The organism is Nocardioides hankookensis (assembly GCF_042658885.1).
GTDB classification, from domain to species: domain Bacteria; phylum Actinomycetota; class Actinomycetes; order Propionibacteriales; family Nocardioidaceae; genus Nocardioides; species Nocardioides hankookensis.
In genome coordinates this window covers 52,645-69,334 of sequence record NZ_JBHSRJ010000001.1, presented here as the reverse complement: position 1 = coordinate 69,334, position 16,690 = coordinate 52,645, and the positions used below count along the sequence as shown (strand labels likewise).

The following is a 16,690-nucleotide window of genomic DNA, read 5'->3' as shown; positions in this document are numbered from 1 at the left end:
AGATATTCAGTAAGGTCCACACATGAGCACTGAGCACGTCGACGTCCTGATCATCGGCGCCGGGCTGTCCGGCATCGGTGCCGCCTGCCAGCTGCGCGAGCGGCAGCCCGGGCGGACCGTCGCCGTGCTCGAGAGCCGCGAGGTCAGCGGCGGCACGTGGGACCTCTTCCGCTACCCCGGCATCCGCTCCGACTCCGACATGTACACGTTCGGCTACCACTGGCGTCCGTGGCGCAACGAGCGCGCGCTCGCCGACGGCGACGCGATCCTCGACTACCTCCGCCAGGTCGCGAGCGAGTACGGCGTGGACCGGCTGATCCGCTACCGCCACCGGGTCGTCGGCGCGAGCTGGGACTCCGAGGCCGCGCGCTGGACCGTGCGCGCCGAGACGCCCGACGGCGAGATCACGCTGACCGCGAGCTTCCTGTGGAACTGCGGCGGCTACTACGACTACGACGAGGGCTACACCCCCGAGTTCCCGGGGCTCGACGACTACCAGGGCCAGGTGATCCACCCCCAGCACTGGCCCGAGGACCTCGACTACGCGGGCAAGAAGGTCGTCGTGATCGGGTCCGGGGCCACCGCGGTGACCCTGGTGCCGGCGATGGTCGCCGGCGGTGCCGGTCACGTGACGATGCTGCAGCGGTCGCCGACGTACGTCATGTCGATCCCCGGACGCGACCCGCTGGCCGCCCGGCTGGCGCGGCTGCCCGAGAAGGTGCGCTTCCCCGTCCTGCGGTGGAAGAACATCTTGGTGTCGGTGGGCCTCTACCAGTTCAGCCGCAAGCGGCCCGATGCCCTCCGCAGCTTCATCCGCAAGAACACCCTCAAGATGCTGCCGCCCGAGATCGACGTCGACGTGCACTTCAAGCCGACGTACGACCCCTGGGACCAGCGCCTGTGCCTGGTGCCCGACGGCGACCTCTTCCGCGCGTTCCGCAAGGGCCAGGCCACGGTCGTCACCGACACCATCGAGACGTTCACCGAGAAGGGCATCCGGCTCACGTCGGGGGAGGAGCTGGAGGCCGACATCATCGTGACGGCGACCGGGCTGAAGCTGCTCGCGCTCAACGCGCCCATGGAGGTCGACGGCCGGCCGGTGAAGCTGCCGGAGACGATGGCCTACAAGGCGATGATGCTGAGCGGCATCCCGAACTTCGCGTTCACGATCGGCTACACCAACGCGTCCTGGACGCTGAAGGCCGACCTCGTGTCCGACTACGTCTGCCGCCTGCTCGACCACCTCGACCGCAACGGGCTGCGGGTCGCCACGCCCCGACCGGACCCGACCGTCGGCGAGCGACCGCTGATGGACTTCTCGGCGGGCTACGTCCTGCGCGCGCTCGACGAGCTGCCGAAGCAGGGCGACCGGTCCCCGTGGCAGCTCAAGCAGAACTACCTGACCGACGTGCGCAAGATCCGTCGCGACGACATCGACGACGGCGTCCTGACGTTTGCCTGACCCCCGGACCGGTCACCGCCTGGGTACCACCATCGAGGAGGCAGACATGGGTCTGAAGGACAAGGCAGAGAACAAGGTCGAGAACCTCAAGGGCCAGGGCAAGGAGTCGGCGGGCAAGGCCACCGGCGACGAGCAGCTCGAGGCCGAGGGCAAGGGCGACCAGGCGTCGGCGAAGGTCAAGGACGCCGGCGAGAAGGTCAAGGACGCCGCCCACGACCTCAAGGACGGCCTGACGAAGTAAGCAACGGCACACCGTGCCGATGCAGGTCTGACGGGCTGCGCCGTCTACAGTTGTCGAAGCAGCCCGTTCAGTCTTGCCTCGGGCTTCGGCCGGTCCCTTCGAGGACCGAGCCCCTCACCTCGTGAGGCAGCTTCTCCGCTCCCGTCCCTCGGCGGGTTCAGCTTGGCGAGACACGCCAACAGTGAGTGATCTTCTCTTGTCTGACGCAGTGTCTGCTGCGGGCTTCACCGACCTCGGTGTCCCCGCTTCCCTCGCCGCCGTCCTCGCGGACCTCGGCATCACCTCCCCGACCCCCATCCAGGCCGCCACGCTGCCCGACTCCCTCGCGGGTCGCGACGTGCTCGGCCGCGGCCGCACCGGCTCCGGCAAGACGTACGCGTTCCTGCTGCCGCTGGTCGCCCGCCTCTCGGCCTCCGGTCGTACGCCGCAGGCGCGCAAGCCGCGCGCCCTGATCCTGGCCCCGACGCGCGAGCTCGTGAACCAGATCAACGACTCCCTCAAGCCGCTCGCCGCGACCGCGGGCCTGAGCACCCAGACCGTCTTCGGCGGCGTGGGCCAGAACCCGCAGGTCCAGGGCCTGCGCAAGGGCGCCGACATCGTGCTCGCCTGCCCAGGCCGGCTCGAGGACCTGATCGGCCAGGGTCACTGCGACCTCGGCCAGGTCGAGGTCACCATCCTCGACGAGGCCGACCACATGGCCGACCTCGGTTTCCTGCCCGGCGTGCGCCGGATCATGGACCAGACGCCGCGCAACAGCCAGCGCCTGCTCTTCTCGGCCACGCTCGACAAGGCGATCGACGTCCTGGTCAAGCGCTTCCTGCAGAACCCGGTCACCCACCAGGCCGACTCGGCGCAGTCGCCGGTCGCGACGATGGACCACCACGTCCTGCACCTGGCTCGCGAACACCGCGTGCAGGTGCTCACCGACCTGGTCAGCGCCCCCGGCCGCACCGTCGTCTTCACCCGCACCAAGCACGGTGCGAAGGCGCTGACCCGCCAGCTGAACAGCAACGGCGTCCCGACCGTCGAGCTGCACGGGAACCTCAGCCAGAACGCCCGCACCCGCAACATGGAGGCGTTCCACTCCGGCCGGGCGACCACCCTGGTGGCCACCGACATCGCGGCCCGTGGCATCCACGTCGACGACGTGTCGCTCGTCGTGCACGCCGACCCGCCGGTCGAGCACAAGGCCTACCTGCACCGCTCGGGGCGTACGGCGCGCGCCGGTGCCAAGGGCACCGTCATCACGCTGATGACCGACGACCAGGTGCGCGACGTCCGCGACCTGACCCGGGCGGCCGGCATCAAGCCGACCACCACCAAGATCAACGGCGCCGGCCACCCGCTGCTCGCCGAGCTCGCCCCGGGCGAGCGGTCCCGTCCCGGCGGCCTCGTCGTCGAGGCGCCGGCCGAGGGCAACCGCGGCGGTGGCGGGGGCGGCGGCCGTCGCTCCGGCGGCGGTCGCCGTTCCGGTGGCGGTGGCGGTCGCAGCGGCGGCCAGCCCAAGTCCGGCGGTCAGGCGAAGTCCGGCGGCCAGTCCCGCTCGGGCGGCCAGAAGTCCGGCAACGGCGGTTCGCGCCGGCGCTCGGGCGGCGCCGGCCAGTCGACCGGTGGCGGCCAGTCGCGCCACAGCGCCTCGTCGTTCAGCTCCGGACGGCGCTGATCGTGTCCCCGGCAGCACGGACGACGGCCTTCCTGGTCGTCGGTACCGTGCTGCTCGGGGTCTCGTTCCGCATCGAGCCCGGCAGCGACTGGTTCTACCCGTCCGCCCTCGCGCTCGCCGCGACCTGGGTGGTCGGAGCCTTCGCGAGCGGCCCCGTGCCGCTGGGTGAGCGTGCGGTCGTCCGTCCCGTCCTCGTGGGCGCGGCGCTCACCGGCGTGTTCGTGCTCGGCGCATTGATCGTGCGCGAGCTGCCGGTGCTCGACGACCAGGTCTCCGCGGTGACGGCGTACGCCGACCGCGGGTCCGGGCTGCTGATCGTGGGGGTCACGCTCGTGACCGGCGCTGCCGAGGAGCTCTTCTTCCGCGGCGCGGTCTACGCGGCGATGCCGCAGCGGCCGGTCCTGCTCAGCACGCTGGTCTACGCACTCGTGACCGTGGCGACGCTCAACGTCGCGCTGGTCTTCGCCGCCGCGCTGCTCGGCCTCGTCGCCGGCCTGCTGCGTCAGTGGTCGGGCGGCGTGCTCGCCCCGGCGATCACGCACGTCACCTGGTCGCTGGGGATGCTGCTCGCCCTACCCGCTCTCTTCTAGCGCGCGGCGCACCGCCTCGGCGTACGTGATCGGCTCACCCGGCACCACGTCGCGGATCGACTCGTCGGTGACGACGACCTCGGTGCCCATCGAGTCGATGAGGTTGCGACCCGTCGTGGCGTCGACATCGGTGACGAACGAGATCCAGTGCGACGACAGCTTCGGCGTCAGCACCGGGACCGTGGCGACCGGCACCCGGCGGCCGTTGATGACCTCCGCCGCCTGCTGGAGCATCTCGACGTAGGTGAGCCGGTCGGGTCCGCCGATCTCGAAGACCCGGCCGTACGCCGCCTCGACGCCGACGACGCCCGCCAGGTAGCGGACGACGTCGTCGAGCGCGATCGGCTGGGTGAGCGTGCTCGCCCACTTCGGCACCACCATCGCCGGCAGGTTCTTCACCAGCTGACGGGTCATCTCCCACGAGATCCCGCCGGCGCCGACGACGATCGCGGCGCGCAGCACGGTCACGGGTACGCCGGCCTCGCCGAGCAGCTTCTCGACCTCGCGGCGCGAGCGCAGGTGCGCCGACAGGTCGTCGCCGTCCTTCCCGAGCCCGCCCAGGTAGATGATCTGCCGGACCCCGCAGGCGGCCGCCGCCAGGCCGAACGCCCGGGCCGCGTCGGCGTCCTTGCGCTCGAAGTCGTCGTCGTCCAGCGAGTGCACCAGGTAGACGGCCACGTCCACGTCGGACAGTGCCTCCGCCAGGCTGCCCGGGTCGGTGACGTCGCCGGCGACCGCGTCGCCCGGACCGTCGTACGACTCCGGGTGCCGGGTCATCGCCCGGACCTCGTGGCCCGCCTCGAGGAGCGCGGGCGCGAGCCGACTCCCGACGAAGCCGGTTGCTCCGGTCACCAGCACCTGCATGCACGCCTCCGTTGGTCTCTCCCGACGTAGTACCCACCCGCTAACCTCACCTGACGCGACGCAAGCGAAAGAGGTGGTCGATGCCCGGCTGGTCCCGTGTCGTTCGTGTGCTGGTGGGTCTCGGGATCGGTTCGGTGTGCGTCGTCGTCGGCGTGCAGGGAGGCGGTGCGCCGGCGTACGCCGACTACGCCTCCTCGTGTGCGAGTCCCGACCGCACGCTGTCCGGTGATCACGCGGCGTCGTTCTCCGTGGCGCCCGGCGAGACGCTGCGACTGACCGGCGGCGAGTTCACCGGGGGCATCGACTCCTTCCCGGCGGGCTCCACGCTGTGCGTCGCGTCGTCGGCCGTGCTGGCGCCGCCGTACCTGAACAACGCCGCAGGCTCCCTCGTCGTCGCGTCCGGGGGCGAGGTGCGGCTGACGTCGGTCGCGGTCGCGGCCGGCTTCTCCCTGGAGAACGAGGGCACCTTCCGGGCGTCGACGCTCAACATCAACGGCGCGGCCGAGCTCGCCAACGCGCGCGGGGCGACCTTCCGGGTCGACGGCAACTTCTCCCCGGGGAACGGCTCGATCGTCAACCGGGGCGTCATGGTGCTCGCCGGAGGCGCCAACCTGAACGGGGCCGTGCGGCTCGACAACCACCGGGCCCTGCGGGTCACGGGCAGCATGACGTCCAACGGGATCTTCCAGAACAGCGGCGTCGCCCAGGTCTCCGGCGGGCTGACGGTCAACGGTTCCGGCACGTTCGTGAACCGCTGCGTCGTCGACGTCGGCGGCGCGCTGGCGAACAACGGTCCGCGATCGGCGAGCTCCGGGATCGCCCTCGTCGGCGGGCAGTTCGGCAACAACGGGACCTGGGTCCAGACCGGTACCGCCGTCCTCGGTGCGGCGTCGCTGACCAACGACGGCAGCATCACCGGGTTGGGGCGCTACCTCTTCACCGGCGACACCCGGACCCAGGGAACCTTCCGGGGCGCCTCGGCCCAGAGCCCGATCGTCGTCGACGACAGGACCCCGCCGACGCCACCCCAGATCTTCGACACCCAGTCGGGCGCCGTGGAGAACGTCGTCGCCGGCACCGTGGGCCGACCGACCGCGAGCACCCGGGTGCCGGGCTGCGACGCGTCCGTCGACCCGAGCAGGCACGCGGACGTCGAGACCACCAAGACCGCGCCGCTGCTGGTGCAGCCCGGGGACCCGGTCCTCTTCCGGATCACCGTCACCAACCACGGCGACGACGCAGCGGACGACGTCGCGGTGACCGATGCGCTGCCGGGCAACCTCGTCGCGCCGGTCGTCGCGAGCGACGGTGGCGTGGTGGCCGGAGGCCAGGTCACCTGGGACCTCGGCACCGTGGCGAGCGGCGCCACGCGAGAGCTGACGGTCTCGGGGTCGGCCCCGGCGAGCGGGCGGCTGCTGAACTCGGTCAGCTCCACGTCGTCGACCGACGACCCGGACGCCACGAACAACGACGGGTCTGCGCCGACCGCGAACACCACCACGATCGTCGTCCCGACCATCACCCCGCCACCGCTACCCGATGCCCCCGACTACGTGCGGTCGACGTACACCGGACTCCCGGTAGTCGGGTCGCCGCCCGCGAACGGCGACGACGTCCGCTACTCCGTCGTGACCCCGCCGTCGCACGGCACCCTGACGCTGACCGGCGGCGGCGCCGTCAGCTACCGCTCGGACGGCGACTTCACCGGCGTCGACACGTTCGTCTACCAGGCGTGCGACGGCGCCCTCGTGCGCAGGTGCGCCAGCGGCACGGTCACGATCAACGTGCTCCCCGTCGCCCTGCCGGACCGGGCCGCGACCACCCGGGGCAGGCCGGTCGCCATCCCGGTCTTGGACAACGACACCGACGGCGCGCCGGTCAGCGGCACGTCCGACGGTCCCTCCCACGGGAGCGTCGTGGTGCGGGCGGACGGCACGATCGTCTACCGCCCCGACGCGGGGTTCACCGGCACCGACACCTTCCGCTACCAGATCTGCTCACCGACCGAGCCGACCTTCTGCTCGAGCGCCCGCGTGCGCGTGACGGTGTCCGCGCCCAACCACCCGCCGACCCTGGCCGGGGAGCTGCTGGTCACCGACACCGGCTCACCCGTCACCGGGCGGGTCGTCGGGACGGACCCGGACGGCGATGCGCTGACGTACTCCCGCGGGACCGCCGCCGTCCACGGCACCGCCGTCGTCCTCGACGACGGGAGCGTGGTCTACCGACCGTCGGCGGGGTACGCCGGCCACGACGTCTTCAGCGCGGTCGTGTGCGACGACGGCACCCCGAGCCTGTGCGCCGACGCGCTGGTGCGGGTGCGGGTCTTCCCGATCGCGGTGGACGACCACGACAGCACCCGTCGGGACACGCCGGTCACGGTCGACGTCGTCGCCAACGACGCGGGCCGGCACCGGCCGCCGGAGGTCGCGGACGCGCCCCGCCACGGGTCGGTCGAGGCCGACGGCGACGCGCTCGTCTACACCCCGGACGACGGCTTCCTGGGCGCGGACACCTTCACCTACCGACTGTGCACGCCCGGCCTCGACCCGCTGTGCCGGACCGCGACGGTCACGATCGACGTCACGATCTCGGGAGACCTGCCCGACACGGGCGGAGGCGGCGACGGTGACGGGGCCGGCGCCGCCGGAGGCGGGGGATCGGGGGTCCTCCCGGGGGCCGGTGGTCCGGACGTCCGGCTGCTGCTCGGCGGCGGCCTGCTGCTGGCCTGCGGCGGCGCGCTCGTGGTCGCCGGCCGGCGTCGCAGGACCTAGGGCTGTCTAGCGCGCCCGGCGGGCGATGTCCTCGCGACGGGTCTCGTCCATGGCCGCTTCGTACGCCGCGACCAGGCTCGCGATCGAGAGCGGCTTGAGGCGCTCGACGACGCCGCGCAGCGTGTCGGCGGAGGCGCCGGCCTCGCGGTAGACGGGCCAGACCATGGTGCGGAAGAGCTCGTTGAGCTGCTTGGCGAGCTGGCGGCCATGCTCGGCGTACACCTCGGCGGCGGCGAGCGCCGCCTCGACCGGGAAGCCCAGGTCGAGCAGGCCGACCCCCACCGAGAGCTGCGAGACCGCGACCTCGTAGCGGCCGCGGCGGGTGGGGAAGACGATGCCCAGCGCCGACAGGGTGGTCAGGTCGTCGTCGGTGAGCGTGCGTCCGGCGCGGGTGTCGAGCTCCGCGCGCGACATCTCGACGGGGAGGTCGGCCTGCCACGGCGCGAGCATCGTCCGGTGCAGCGCGATGTCCTCCGGCGTGGCGTCGGCCGGGATGCGGGCGACGTACTTCTCGATCGCCGACAGCGTGAAGCCGTGGGCCTGGAGCTCCTGCACCAGCTCGAGCCGGGCCACGTGGTCCGGGCTGTAGTAGCCGGACCGGCCGCGGCGGATCGGCGGCGGCACGAGACCCTTGGTCGTGTAGAAGCGGATGTTGCGCACGCTCATGCCGACGCGGTTGGTCAGCTCGTCGAGCGTCAGCAGCTCGCGTACCGACTCGTCCATGACTCTCCTCGTTGCCCCCGAGGGCCCGTGACGTGCGCCACAGGACCCGCCGCCTTGACGGTGACAGTAATAGTGTCACAATCGAGCGACAGGCTTGTACTGCACATCCGAGACACCACAGATCCCCATCTCTGAGTAGGACGTCATGGCTGAAGCATTCGTGTACGACCACATCCGGACGCCGCGCGGCAAGGGCAAGGCCGCAGGCTCGCTGCACGAGGTGAAGCCGGTCGACCTGATCGTCGGCCTCCTCGACGAGATCAAGGTCCGCAACCCCACCCTCGACCCGGCCGCCGTCGACGACGTCGTGCTCGGCGTCGTCTCGCCGGTGAGCGAGCAGGGCGGCGACATCGCGAAGACCGCCGCCCTCAAGGCCGGCTACCCCGAGACCGTCGCGGGCGTTCAGCTCAACCGCTTCTGCGCCTCCGGCCTCGAAGCTGTCAACCAGGCCGCGTCGCGCGTCCGCGGCGGGTTCGAGGACCTGATCCTCGCCGGCGGCGTCGAGTCGATGAGCCGGGTGCCGATGGGCTCCGACGGCGGCGCCTGGGCGGCCGACCCGGCCACCGCGCTGGCCACCGGCTTCGTGCCGCAGGGCATCGGCGCCGACCTGATCGCGACCATCGAGGGCTGGAGCCGCGACGACGTCGACGCGTACGCCGCCGAGTCGCACCACCGCGCCGCCAAGGCGTGGGCCAACGGCTACTTCACCAACGCCGTCGTCCCGGTCAAGGACCTCAACGGCCTGACCGTCCTCGACCACGACGAGACGATCCGCCCCGACACCAGCCCCGAGGGCCTGGCCGGCCTGAAACCGAGCTTCGCCGGCATCGGTGCCGACGCGGGCTTCGACGACGTGGCGCTCGAGAAGTACCACTGGGTCGAGCGGATCGACCACGTCCACCACGCCGGCAACTCGTCCGGCATCGTGGACGGCGCGGCCCTGATGGCGATCGGCTCCGAGGAGGTCGGGACCCGCCTCGGCCTGACCCCGCGGGCCCGGATCATCGCGACCGCCGTCTCCGGCGCCGACCCGACGATCATGCTGACCGGTCCGGCGCCGGCCGCGCGCAAGGCGCTCGCCAAGGCCGGTCTCGAGGTCGGCGACATCGACCTCTTCGAGATCAACGAGGCGTTCGCCGCCGTCGCGATGCGGTTCATGCGCGACATGGACATCAGCCACGAGATCACCAACGTCAACGGTGGCGCGATCGCGATGGGCCACCCGCTCGGTGCGACCGGCGCGATGATCCTCGGCACCCTGGTCGACGAGCTCCAGCGCCGCGACCAGCGTCGCGGCCTCGCCACGCTCTGCGTCGGCGGCGGCATGGGCATCGCCACCATCGTCGAGCTCGTCTGACCTTCCTCCCGCCTCTGGTGGTTTCGAGACAGGACTTCGTCCTTCCTCGACCACCGTGTCCCAGAACAGGACTTCCATGAGCACCAGCACCACGGAACAGACCGCTGTCCACTACGACCGGGACGCCGACGGCATCGTCACCCTGACCCTCGACGACCCGACCGCCAGCGCCAACACGATGAACGAGATCTACCTCGAGTCGATGGCCGCCGCCGTGCAGCGGCTGTACGACGAGCAGGACGACGTCACGGGCGTCGTGATCGCCAGCGCGAAGAAGACCTTCTTCGCGGGCGGCAACCTCAAGAACATGGTCCAGGCGACCAAGGACGACGCCGGTGCGGTGTTCGCGATGGGTGAGGCGGTGAAGGCCGGGCTGCGCAGGCTCGAGCTCTTCCCGCGTCCGGTCGTCTCCGCGATCAACGGCGCCGCCCTCGGCGGTGGCTTCGAGATCTGCCTGGCCACCAACCACCGGATCGCCGTCGACGACGACAAGGTGCTCATCGGCCTGCCCGAGTCGACCCTGGGGCTGCTGCCCGGCGGCGGCGGCGTCACGCGCGTCGTACGCCTGCTCGGTCTGCAGCAGGGCCTGATGGACGTGCTGCTGCCCGGCACCCAGTTCAAGCCGGGCGCCGCCCTGGAGAAGGGTCTCGTCGATGAGCTCGTCGCGACCCGCGACGAGCTGGTCCCGGCCGCGAAGGCGTGGATCAAGGCCAACCCCGAGGAGTCGCAGAACCCCTGGGACAAGCCCGGCTACAAGATGCCCGGCGGCAACCCGAAATCGCCGGCCATCGCGTCGTTCCTCCCTGCCTTCCCGGCGCTGCTGCGCAAGCAGACCAAGGGCGCCGTCTACAAGGCGCCGCGCGCGATCCTGTCGGCCGCGGTCGAGGGCGCGTCGGTCGACTTCGAGACCGCGTCGCGCATCGAGTCGCGCTACCTGACCAACCTGATCGTCAACCAGGCCTCGAAGAACATGATCCAGGCGTTCTTCTTCGACCTGCAGGCGATCAATGCCGGCAAGCTCCGCCCGCAGGGCATCGAGCCCTACAAGGCCGTCAAGGTCGGCGTCCTGGGCGCCGGCATGATGGGCGCCGGCATCGCCTACTCCTGCGCCCGTGCGGGCATGCAGGTCGTGCTCAAGGACGTCAGCGCCGAGGGCGCGGCCAAGGGCAAGGCCTACTCGGAGGGCCTCAACGCCAAGGCGGTCTCGCGCGGCAAGCTCACCGAGGAGAAGTCCCAGGAGCTGCTCGACCGGATCACCCCGACCGCCGACCCGGCCGACCTGGCCGGCTGCGACCTGGTGATCGAGGCCGTCTTCGAGGACCCGGCGCTCAAGCAGCAGGTGTTCGCCGAGATCGCGCCGTACGTCAACGACGACGCGCTGCTGTGCAGCAACACCTCGACGCTGCCGATCACCGAGCTCGCCACGGGTGTCGACCGCCCGGCCGACTTCATCGGGCTGCACTTCTTCAGCCCGGTCGACAAGATGCCGCTGGTCGAGATCATCAAGGGCAAGGAGACCTCCGACGTCGCCCTGGCCAAGGCGTACGACGTGGTGCAGCAGATCCGCAAGACCCCGATCGTCGTCAACGACAGCCGGGGCTTCTACACCTCGCGCGTCATCGGCACGATGGTCAACGAGGGCCTCGCGATGCTCGCCGAGGGCGTGCACCCGGTCAGCATCGAGCGGGCCGCGACGCAGGACGGCTACCCGGTCGGGCCGCTCCAGCTCAGCGACGAGCTGAACATGGAGCTGATGGCCAAGATCGGCAAGGCGAGCAAGGACGCCGTCGAACGCGACGGCGGCACCTACACGCCGCACCCGGGCGAGGCGGTCGTCGCGAAGATGATCGAGCTCGGTCGGCCGTCGCGGCTCAAGGGCGCGGGCTTCTACGACTATGCGGACGGCAAGCGCACCGGCGTCTGGCCGGGCCTCGCCTCCGAGTTCCCGGTCGCCGCGGAGCCGCTGCCGTTCGTCGACCTCAAGGAGCGCCTGCTCTTCGCCGAGGCCGTCGAGACCGCGAAGTGCTTCGAGGAGGGCGTCATCGAGTCGGCCGCCGCGGCCAACATCGGCTCGATCATGGGCATCGGCTTCCCGCCGATGACCGGTGGCGCCGCGCAGTACATGCAGGGCTACGAGAACGCGGCCGGCCAGGTCGGCCTGGGTGCGTTCGTCGCCCGGGCCGACGAGCTCGCCGACGCGTACGGCGAGCGCTTCCGCCCGACGGCGTACCTGCGCGAGCTGGCCGCCTCCGGCGGCTCGTTCCCCGCCTAGTCAACGCGTAGTAGCAGTGGGGGTCCTGCTCCTGGTCCGGCACGGTCAGGCGTCGTTCGGCACGGACGACTACGACGTGCTGTCCGAGACCGGCTGGGAGCAGGGCCGCCTGCTGGGCGCGTGGTTGCGCGACCGGCACGTGGCCCCGGACGCGGTGGTGCGCGGCGGGATGCGCCGGCACCGCGAGACGGCCGAAGCGATGGGGCTGTCGGACGCCGAGGTCGACATCGGCTGGGACGAGTTCGACCACCTGTCGGTGGTGGCGTCCTACCCGGACCTGCCGCCGGGCGAGCTCGACCGGCGCGAGTTCCAGCGGGTCTTCGAGCTCGCGACCGCGCGCTGGACCGGCGGCGGCAGCGACGGCGAGTACGCCGAGCCGTGGCCGGTCTTCCAGGAACGGGTGGCCCGGTCGTTCGACGCGGCGTGCCTCCGGGCCGGGTCCGGCCGCACGGTCGTGGCCGTGACCTCGGGCGGCGTGATCGCCGCGGTGTGCGCCGCCCTGGTGGACCCGGAGGCGGACGCGGCGACGTTCGCGCGACTCTGGGGCCGCTTCAACACCGTGCTCGTGAACTCCTCGGTCACGCGGGTCGTCGTCGGCTCGACGGGGGCCCGGCTGCTCACCTTCAACGAGCATCCGCACCTCGAAGGGAACGCGCTGACCTACCGCTGACCTGCCCGCGACCGAGGTGCATACGTGGTATACATACCCGGTATCTACTCGCCGCGGGCGGGTGCTGACGGGGTGTGGAGGCTCGGATGTCGGTCAAGCAGGCACTGCTGGCGTTGCTCGAGGAGGGACCGCGCTACGGCTACCAGCTGCGCGCGCAGTTCGAGCAGCGGACCGGCGCGACGTGGCCCCTCAACGTCGGGCAGGTCTACACGACCCTGACCCGGCTCGAGCGGGACGGGCTCGTGGTCGGCGCCGGGGCGGACGGCGAGGGTCACGTCGTCTACCGGATCACCGACGAGGGCCGCGACGCGGTCGCCGCGTGGTTCACCACCCCGGTCGAGCGCACCCAGCCGCCCCGCGACGAGCTCGCCATCAAGCTGGCCCTTGCTGTGACCGTCCCCGGCGTCGACGTCGCGACGGTGATCCAGCAGCAGCGCTCGGCCACGATGAGCGCGCTCCAGGACTACACGAGGCTCAAGCGCCAGGCGGAGGGCGGCGAGCTCTCGTGGAGCCTGGTCCTCGACTCGCTGGTCTTCGCGGCCGAGGCCGAGATCCGCTGGCTCGACCACTGCGAGGCGCGGCTCCGGCGGGCCCAGCTCGAGCGACCCGAGACGCTGCTCGAGGAGATCCTCGCGGACGAGGCGGACGAGGAGGCGCGTCGATGAGCGCCGGGACGAGCACCGTGCTGCGGATGGACGCGGTGACCCGGGTCCACGGCGAGGGCGCCACCGAGGTGCACGCGCTGCGGTCGGTCTCCTTCGGCGCGCACGCCGGCGAGCTGGTGGCCGTGATGGGCCCGTCGGGCTCCGGCAAGTCGACCCTGCTGACGCTGGCCGGCGGCCTGGACAGCCCGACGTCCGGCACGGTCAGCGTCGAGGGCACCGACCTCGAGGGTCTCGGCGCCGCCGGCCGCGCGCGGATGCGGCGTACGTCGATCGGCTACGTCTTCCAGGACTTCAACCTGATCCCCGCGCTCAACGCGATCGAGAACGTCGCCCTGCCGCTCGAGCTCGACGGCGTGCGGACCCGTACGGCGCGGGCCGCGGCGCGCGCCGCGCTCGACGAGGTCGGCATCCTCGACCTGGCCGACCGGTTCCCCGACCACATGTCGGGTGGCCAGCAGCAACGGGTCGCGATCGCCCGCGCGGTCGTCGGCGACCGGCGGCTGATCCTCGCCGACGAGCCGACTGGCGCCCTGGACAGCGACACGGGCGAGAGCATCCTGCGACTGCTGCGCGCCCGGTGCGACGCCGGGGCCGCGGGCGTCCTGGTCACCCACGAGGCGCGGCACGCGGCCTGGGCGGACCGGGTCGTCTTCCTGCGGGACGGGGTGGTGGTCGACGAGACCGGCACCGATGCCCCCGAGGCGCTGATCGACTCGGGCACCTCGCGATGAGCCGCGGCACCTCCTGGCGACTGGCCCTGCGCCTCGCCAGACGCGACGCGCTGCGCAACCGCGGGCGCTCGATCCTGGTCCTGGTGATGATCGCGCTGCCGGTGCTCGCGGTCACCGCCGCCGACGTCGTGATCCAGACCCAGGACGTCAACGGCGTCGAGTCCCTCGACCGGCGGATGGGATCGGCGGCCGACGCCCTGGTCACCGTCGAGGCCCAGGGCGCGCCCGTGATCCAGTTCTTCGACCCGTGGGACGGGTCCGGGACGACCGGCGACCAGGGCGCCGGCAGGCCACCCACGACCGAGCAGCTCTCCGCGGCCCTCGGTGGCGCGCGGCTGGTCGAGATGCGCAGGGGTGACGCGAACGTCCGCACCGACGACGGGGTCGGCTACCTCGCCGGCACCGAGGTCGACCTCGACGACCCCCTCGCCGACGGGCTCTTCGACCTGAACGCGGGACGGTGGCCGGCCGACACCGACGAGGTGGTCGTCAACCAGGCGATGCTCGACCAGGGCTACGCGCTCGGTGACGTGCTCGACCTGACGGAGGACGAGGCTCCCGCGCCGACGATCGTCGGCATCGCCGAGTCCGCCGAGCTGCGGACCACCCCCGCCGCGGCCGGCCCGATCGGGTCCCTCGGGCTGGGTCACCGCGAGGACGACGGCTATCCGCCCTCGTGGCTCGCGGGCGGCGGACCGGTCTCGTGGGAACAGGTGCGCGCCGCCAACGCGCTCGGCGCGACCGTGGTCTCGCGCGCGGTCGTCACCGACCCACCGTCGGCGTCGGAGCTGCCCGACGAGATGCAGGGCTGGGGTGGCAGCACCGACGACCAGATGGTGGCGGTGGTCGTGCTGGTCGTCGCGATGGCGCTGCTCGAGGTCGTGCTGCTCGCCGGGCCGGCGTTCGCCGTGACCGCGCGGCGCCAGTCGCGCACCCTCGCCCTGATGGCCGCGACCGGCGGCACGCCGGCCCAGAGCCGCCGCGTGGTGATCGGCGGCGGCGTGGTGCTCGGCTCGGTCGCCGCGCTCCTCGGGGTGGTGCTCGGCATCGGCGTCGCCTGGCTCCTGCTCCCGGTGCTCCAGCACTGGTCGAACGCGTGGTTCGGCCCGTTCGAGGTGCCGTGGCTCCACCTGGTCGGGATCGCGCTCTTCGGGCTGCTCAGCGCGGTCCTGGCGGCCGTCGTGCCGGCCTGGATCGCGTCGCGGCAGGACGTGGTCGCGGTCCTGGCCGGTCGCCGGGCGGACAAGCGCCCGTCGCTCCGGTCGCCGATCCTCGGGGTCGTCCTGCTCGGGATCGGCATCGCCGGCTCGGCGTACGGCGCGACCGCGAGCTCCAGCGGCGAGTTCGCGATCGCCGGCTCCGCGGTCATCGCGGTGATCGGCATGATCTTCCTGGTCCCGATCGTCGTGGTCGCGGTCGCCCGCCTCGCCGGCCGGCTGCCGCTGTCGCCGCGGTACGCCGCGCGCGACGCCGCCCGGCATCGCACCCGCACGGTGCCCGCGGTCGCCGCAGTCGCAGCCACGGTGGCCGGCGTGGTCGCCCTCGGCATCGCCGTCACCAGCGACGAGGCGCAGAACCGGGAGACCTACCGCCCCGAGCTGCCGGCCGGCATGGGCTCGGTCAGCGCGTATGTCGACGAGGGACCGGTCGACTGGACGCAGCTGCGCGCGGCCGTGGCCGACAAGCTGCCGGACGCGCACCTGGTCCCCGTGCACGGCCTGATCGAGAGCAGCACGGACGACGCGCCGTCGTACTGGCTCGAGATCAAGGCCCGCGACACCGACGAGCCGGACCGGCTGCTGGACAGCTACGGCACCTCGTGGGGTGCCTCGACCCTGGTGGGGGAGTCCACTCTGGAGGACCTCCCGATCGAGATGACGGACGCCGACCGGGAGGCGGCGCTGCGCATGCTCCGCGCCGGCGGCGTGGTCGCCTTCACCGACCAGGGCGTCGAGACCGACCACCTGCAGCTCGACCTGCACGAGTACTCGCCGGACTCCAGCGACGACGACGTCACGACGCTGTCGGTGCCGGCGGTCATGGTGCCGGTCGCCCTCGGCAACGCCGGGCCGCAGGCGATCCTCTCCACCGAGGCGGCGAAGCGTCTCGGGGCGCCGACCGGGGTCTCCGGGCTGGTGGTCTCCGGGCCGATCTCGCGGGCCCAGGAGGAGGCGGTGAGCGAGGCGCTCGCGGCAGCCGACACGAGCTCGTCGTTCTACGTGGAGCGCGGCTACCAGACGGACAACGAGACGATGATCGTCCAGCTGGTGCTTGCCGCCCTCGGTGGTGTGCTGATGCTCGGCGGGACCCTGACCGCGACGTTCCTCGCGCTCTCCGACGCGCGGCCGGACCTCGCGACGCTGTCGGCCGTGGGCGCATCGCCCCGACGGCGGCGCTGGGTCGCCGCGTCGTATGCACTGGTCATCGGCTTCGTCGGCGCGGTGCTGGGAGCGGCGGTCGGGTTCATCCCGGGCGTCGCCATCACCTATCCGCTGACCAGCGGCTACTCCGAGGCGACCGCCGGCCACTACCTCGACGTGCCGTGGCTGATGATCCTCGGGCTGGTCGTCGTGCTGCCGCTGCTGACGGCCCTGATCGTCGGCCTCACCGCCCGCTCGCGACTGCCCCTGGTGGCCCGTCTCGACTGACCCTGCTACCCAAAAAAGTCAGGCTTGACT

General features: G+C 72.0%; 13 protein-coding genes. 11 read left to right on the top strand and 2 right to left on the bottom strand.

The genetic code is table 11. The annotated features are described in order from the left end of the window. Window positions 1–22 precede the first annotated feature (22 nt). The 4 genes from ACFPYL_RS00285 to ACFPYL_RS00270 all read left to right on the top strand — a co-directional run bounded on the left by ACFPYL_RS00285 (window position 23) and on the right by ACFPYL_RS00270 (window position 3,956). Window positions 23–1,462, top strand: coding sequence for a flavin-containing monooxygenase (locus ACFPYL_RS00285; RefSeq protein WP_379149193.1), 1,440 nt, complete (start codon window positions 23–25; stop codon window positions 1,460–1,462). Between the two features lie 46 nt (window positions 1,463–1,508). After that, on the top strand, window positions 1,509–1,703 hold the full coding sequence (locus ACFPYL_RS00280) for a CsbD family protein (RefSeq protein ID WP_379149191.1): 195 nt from the start codon (window positions 1,509–1,511) through the stop codon (window positions 1,701–1,703). 208 nt (window positions 1,704–1,911) lie between these two features. Then, on the top strand, window positions 1,912–3,366 hold the full coding sequence (locus ACFPYL_RS00275) for a DEAD/DEAH box helicase (RefSeq protein ID WP_379149189.1): 1,455 nt from the start codon (window positions 1,912–1,914) through the stop codon (window positions 3,364–3,366). A gap of 2 nt (window positions 3,367–3,368) precedes the next feature. Next, on the top strand, window positions 3,369–3,956 hold the full coding sequence (locus tag ACFPYL_RS00270; RefSeq protein ID WP_379149187.1) for a CPBP family glutamic-type intramembrane protease: 588 nt from the start codon (window positions 3,369–3,371) through the stop codon (window positions 3,954–3,956). Here ACFPYL_RS00270 and ACFPYL_RS00265 read toward each other — a convergent pair. Continuing rightward, window positions 3,939–4,820 (bottom strand): NAD(P)H-binding protein, encoded by an 882-nt coding sequence (locus ACFPYL_RS00265; RefSeq protein WP_379149185.1) that lies wholly within the window; start codon window positions 4,818–4,820, stop codon window positions 3,939–3,941. The two genes, ACFPYL_RS00270 and ACFPYL_RS00265, sit on opposite strands and share 18 nt — an antisense overlap. A 113-nt stretch (window positions 4,821–4,933) precedes the next feature. Here ACFPYL_RS00265 and ACFPYL_RS00260 point away from each other — a divergent pair, with 113 nt between their 5' ends. Further along, a complete protein-coding gene (locus ACFPYL_RS00260; RefSeq protein WP_379149183.1) occupies window positions 4,934–7,594 on the top strand; it encodes an Ig-like domain-containing protein in 2,661 nt (886 codons plus the stop codon). A gap of 6 nt (window positions 7,595–7,600) precedes the next feature. On the opposite strand, the gene ACFPYL_RS00255 is transcribed toward ACFPYL_RS00260, so the two are convergent. Beyond that, window positions 7,601–8,317 carry a MerR family transcriptional regulator gene (locus ACFPYL_RS00255; protein ID WP_379149181.1) on the bottom strand — a complete coding sequence of 239 codons (717 nt, stop codon included), beginning with the start codon at window positions 8,315–8,317 and terminating at the stop codon, window positions 7,601–7,603. A 145-nt stretch (window positions 8,318–8,462) separates the two neighbouring features. Between ACFPYL_RS00255 and ACFPYL_RS00250 the strand changes: the two genes are divergently transcribed. From ACFPYL_RS00250 to ACFPYL_RS00225, 6 genes are all read left to right on the top strand, one after another. Next, a complete protein-coding gene (locus ACFPYL_RS00250; RefSeq protein ID WP_379149179.1) occupies window positions 8,463–9,674 on the top strand; it encodes an acetyl-CoA C-acetyltransferase in 1,212 nt (403 codons plus the stop codon). A 76-nt stretch (window positions 9,675–9,750) separates the two neighbouring features. Continuing rightward, window positions 9,751–11,946 (top strand): 3-hydroxyacyl-CoA dehydrogenase NAD-binding domain-containing protein, encoded by a 2,196-nt coding sequence (locus ACFPYL_RS00245; RefSeq protein ID WP_379149177.1) that lies wholly within the window; start codon window positions 9,751–9,753, stop codon window positions 11,944–11,946. A gap of 16 nt (window positions 11,947–11,962) precedes the next feature. Further along, window positions 11,963–12,616: a histidine phosphatase family protein gene (locus ACFPYL_RS00240; protein ID WP_379149175.1), complete on the top strand. Its 654-nt coding sequence runs from the start codon at window positions 11,963–11,965 to the stop codon at window positions 12,614–12,616. Window positions 12,617–12,702: 86 nt separating this feature from the next. Beyond that, window positions 12,703–13,281 carry a PadR family transcriptional regulator gene (locus tag ACFPYL_RS00235; protein WP_379149173.1) on the top strand — a complete coding sequence of 193 codons (579 nt, stop codon included), beginning with the start codon at window positions 12,703–12,705 and terminating at the stop codon, window positions 13,279–13,281. Next, a complete protein-coding gene (locus ACFPYL_RS00230) occupies window positions 13,278–14,012 on the top strand; it encodes an ABC transporter ATP-binding protein (protein ID WP_379149171.1) in 735 nt (244 codons plus the stop codon). Before ACFPYL_RS00235 ends, ACFPYL_RS00230 begins: the two co-directional genes overlap by 4 nt. After that, on the top strand, window positions 14,009–16,660 hold the full coding sequence (locus tag ACFPYL_RS00225) for an FtsX-like permease family protein (RefSeq protein WP_379149169.1): 2,652 nt from the start codon (window positions 14,009–14,011) through the stop codon (window positions 16,658–16,660). The genes ACFPYL_RS00230 and ACFPYL_RS00225 overlap by 4 nt, the downstream gene beginning before the upstream one ends. The last annotated feature ends 30 nt before the right edge of the window (window positions 16,661–16,690 follow it).

Excerpts from the sequence above, each read along its gene's own strand:
- ACFPYL_RS00225 (WP_379149169.1), top strand. The coding sequence starts at position 14,009 with ATGAGCCGCGGCACCTCCTGGCGACTGGCCCTGCGCCTCGCCAGACGC.
- ACFPYL_RS00265 (WP_379149185.1), bottom strand. The coding sequence starts at position 4,820 with ATGCAGGTGCTGGTGACCGGAGCAACCGGCTTCGTCGGGAGTCGGCTC.
- ACFPYL_RS00235 (WP_379149173.1), top strand. The coding sequence starts at position 12,703 with ATGTCGGTCAAGCAGGCACTGCTGGCGTTGCTCGAGGAGGGACCGCGC.
- ACFPYL_RS00230 (WP_379149171.1), top strand. The coding sequence starts at position 13,278 with ATGAGCGCCGGGACGAGCACCGTGCTGCGGATGGACGCGGTGACCCGG.
- ACFPYL_RS00250 (WP_379149179.1), top strand. The coding sequence starts at position 8,463 with ATGGCTGAAGCATTCGTGTACGACCACATCCGGACGCCGCGCGGCAAG.
- ACFPYL_RS00285 (WP_379149193.1), top strand. The coding sequence starts at position 23 with ATGAGCACTGAGCACGTCGACGTCCTGATCATCGGCGCCGGGCTGTCC.
- ACFPYL_RS00280 (WP_379149191.1), top strand. The coding sequence starts at position 1,509 with ATGGGTCTGAAGGACAAGGCAGAGAACAAGGTCGAGAACCTCAAGGGC.
- ACFPYL_RS00255 (WP_379149181.1), bottom strand. The coding sequence starts at position 8,317 with ATGGACGAGTCGGTACGCGAGCTGCTGACGCTCGACGAGCTGACCAAC.
- ACFPYL_RS00245 (WP_379149177.1), top strand. The coding sequence starts at position 9,751 with ATGAGCACCAGCACCACGGAACAGACCGCTGTCCACTACGACCGGGAC.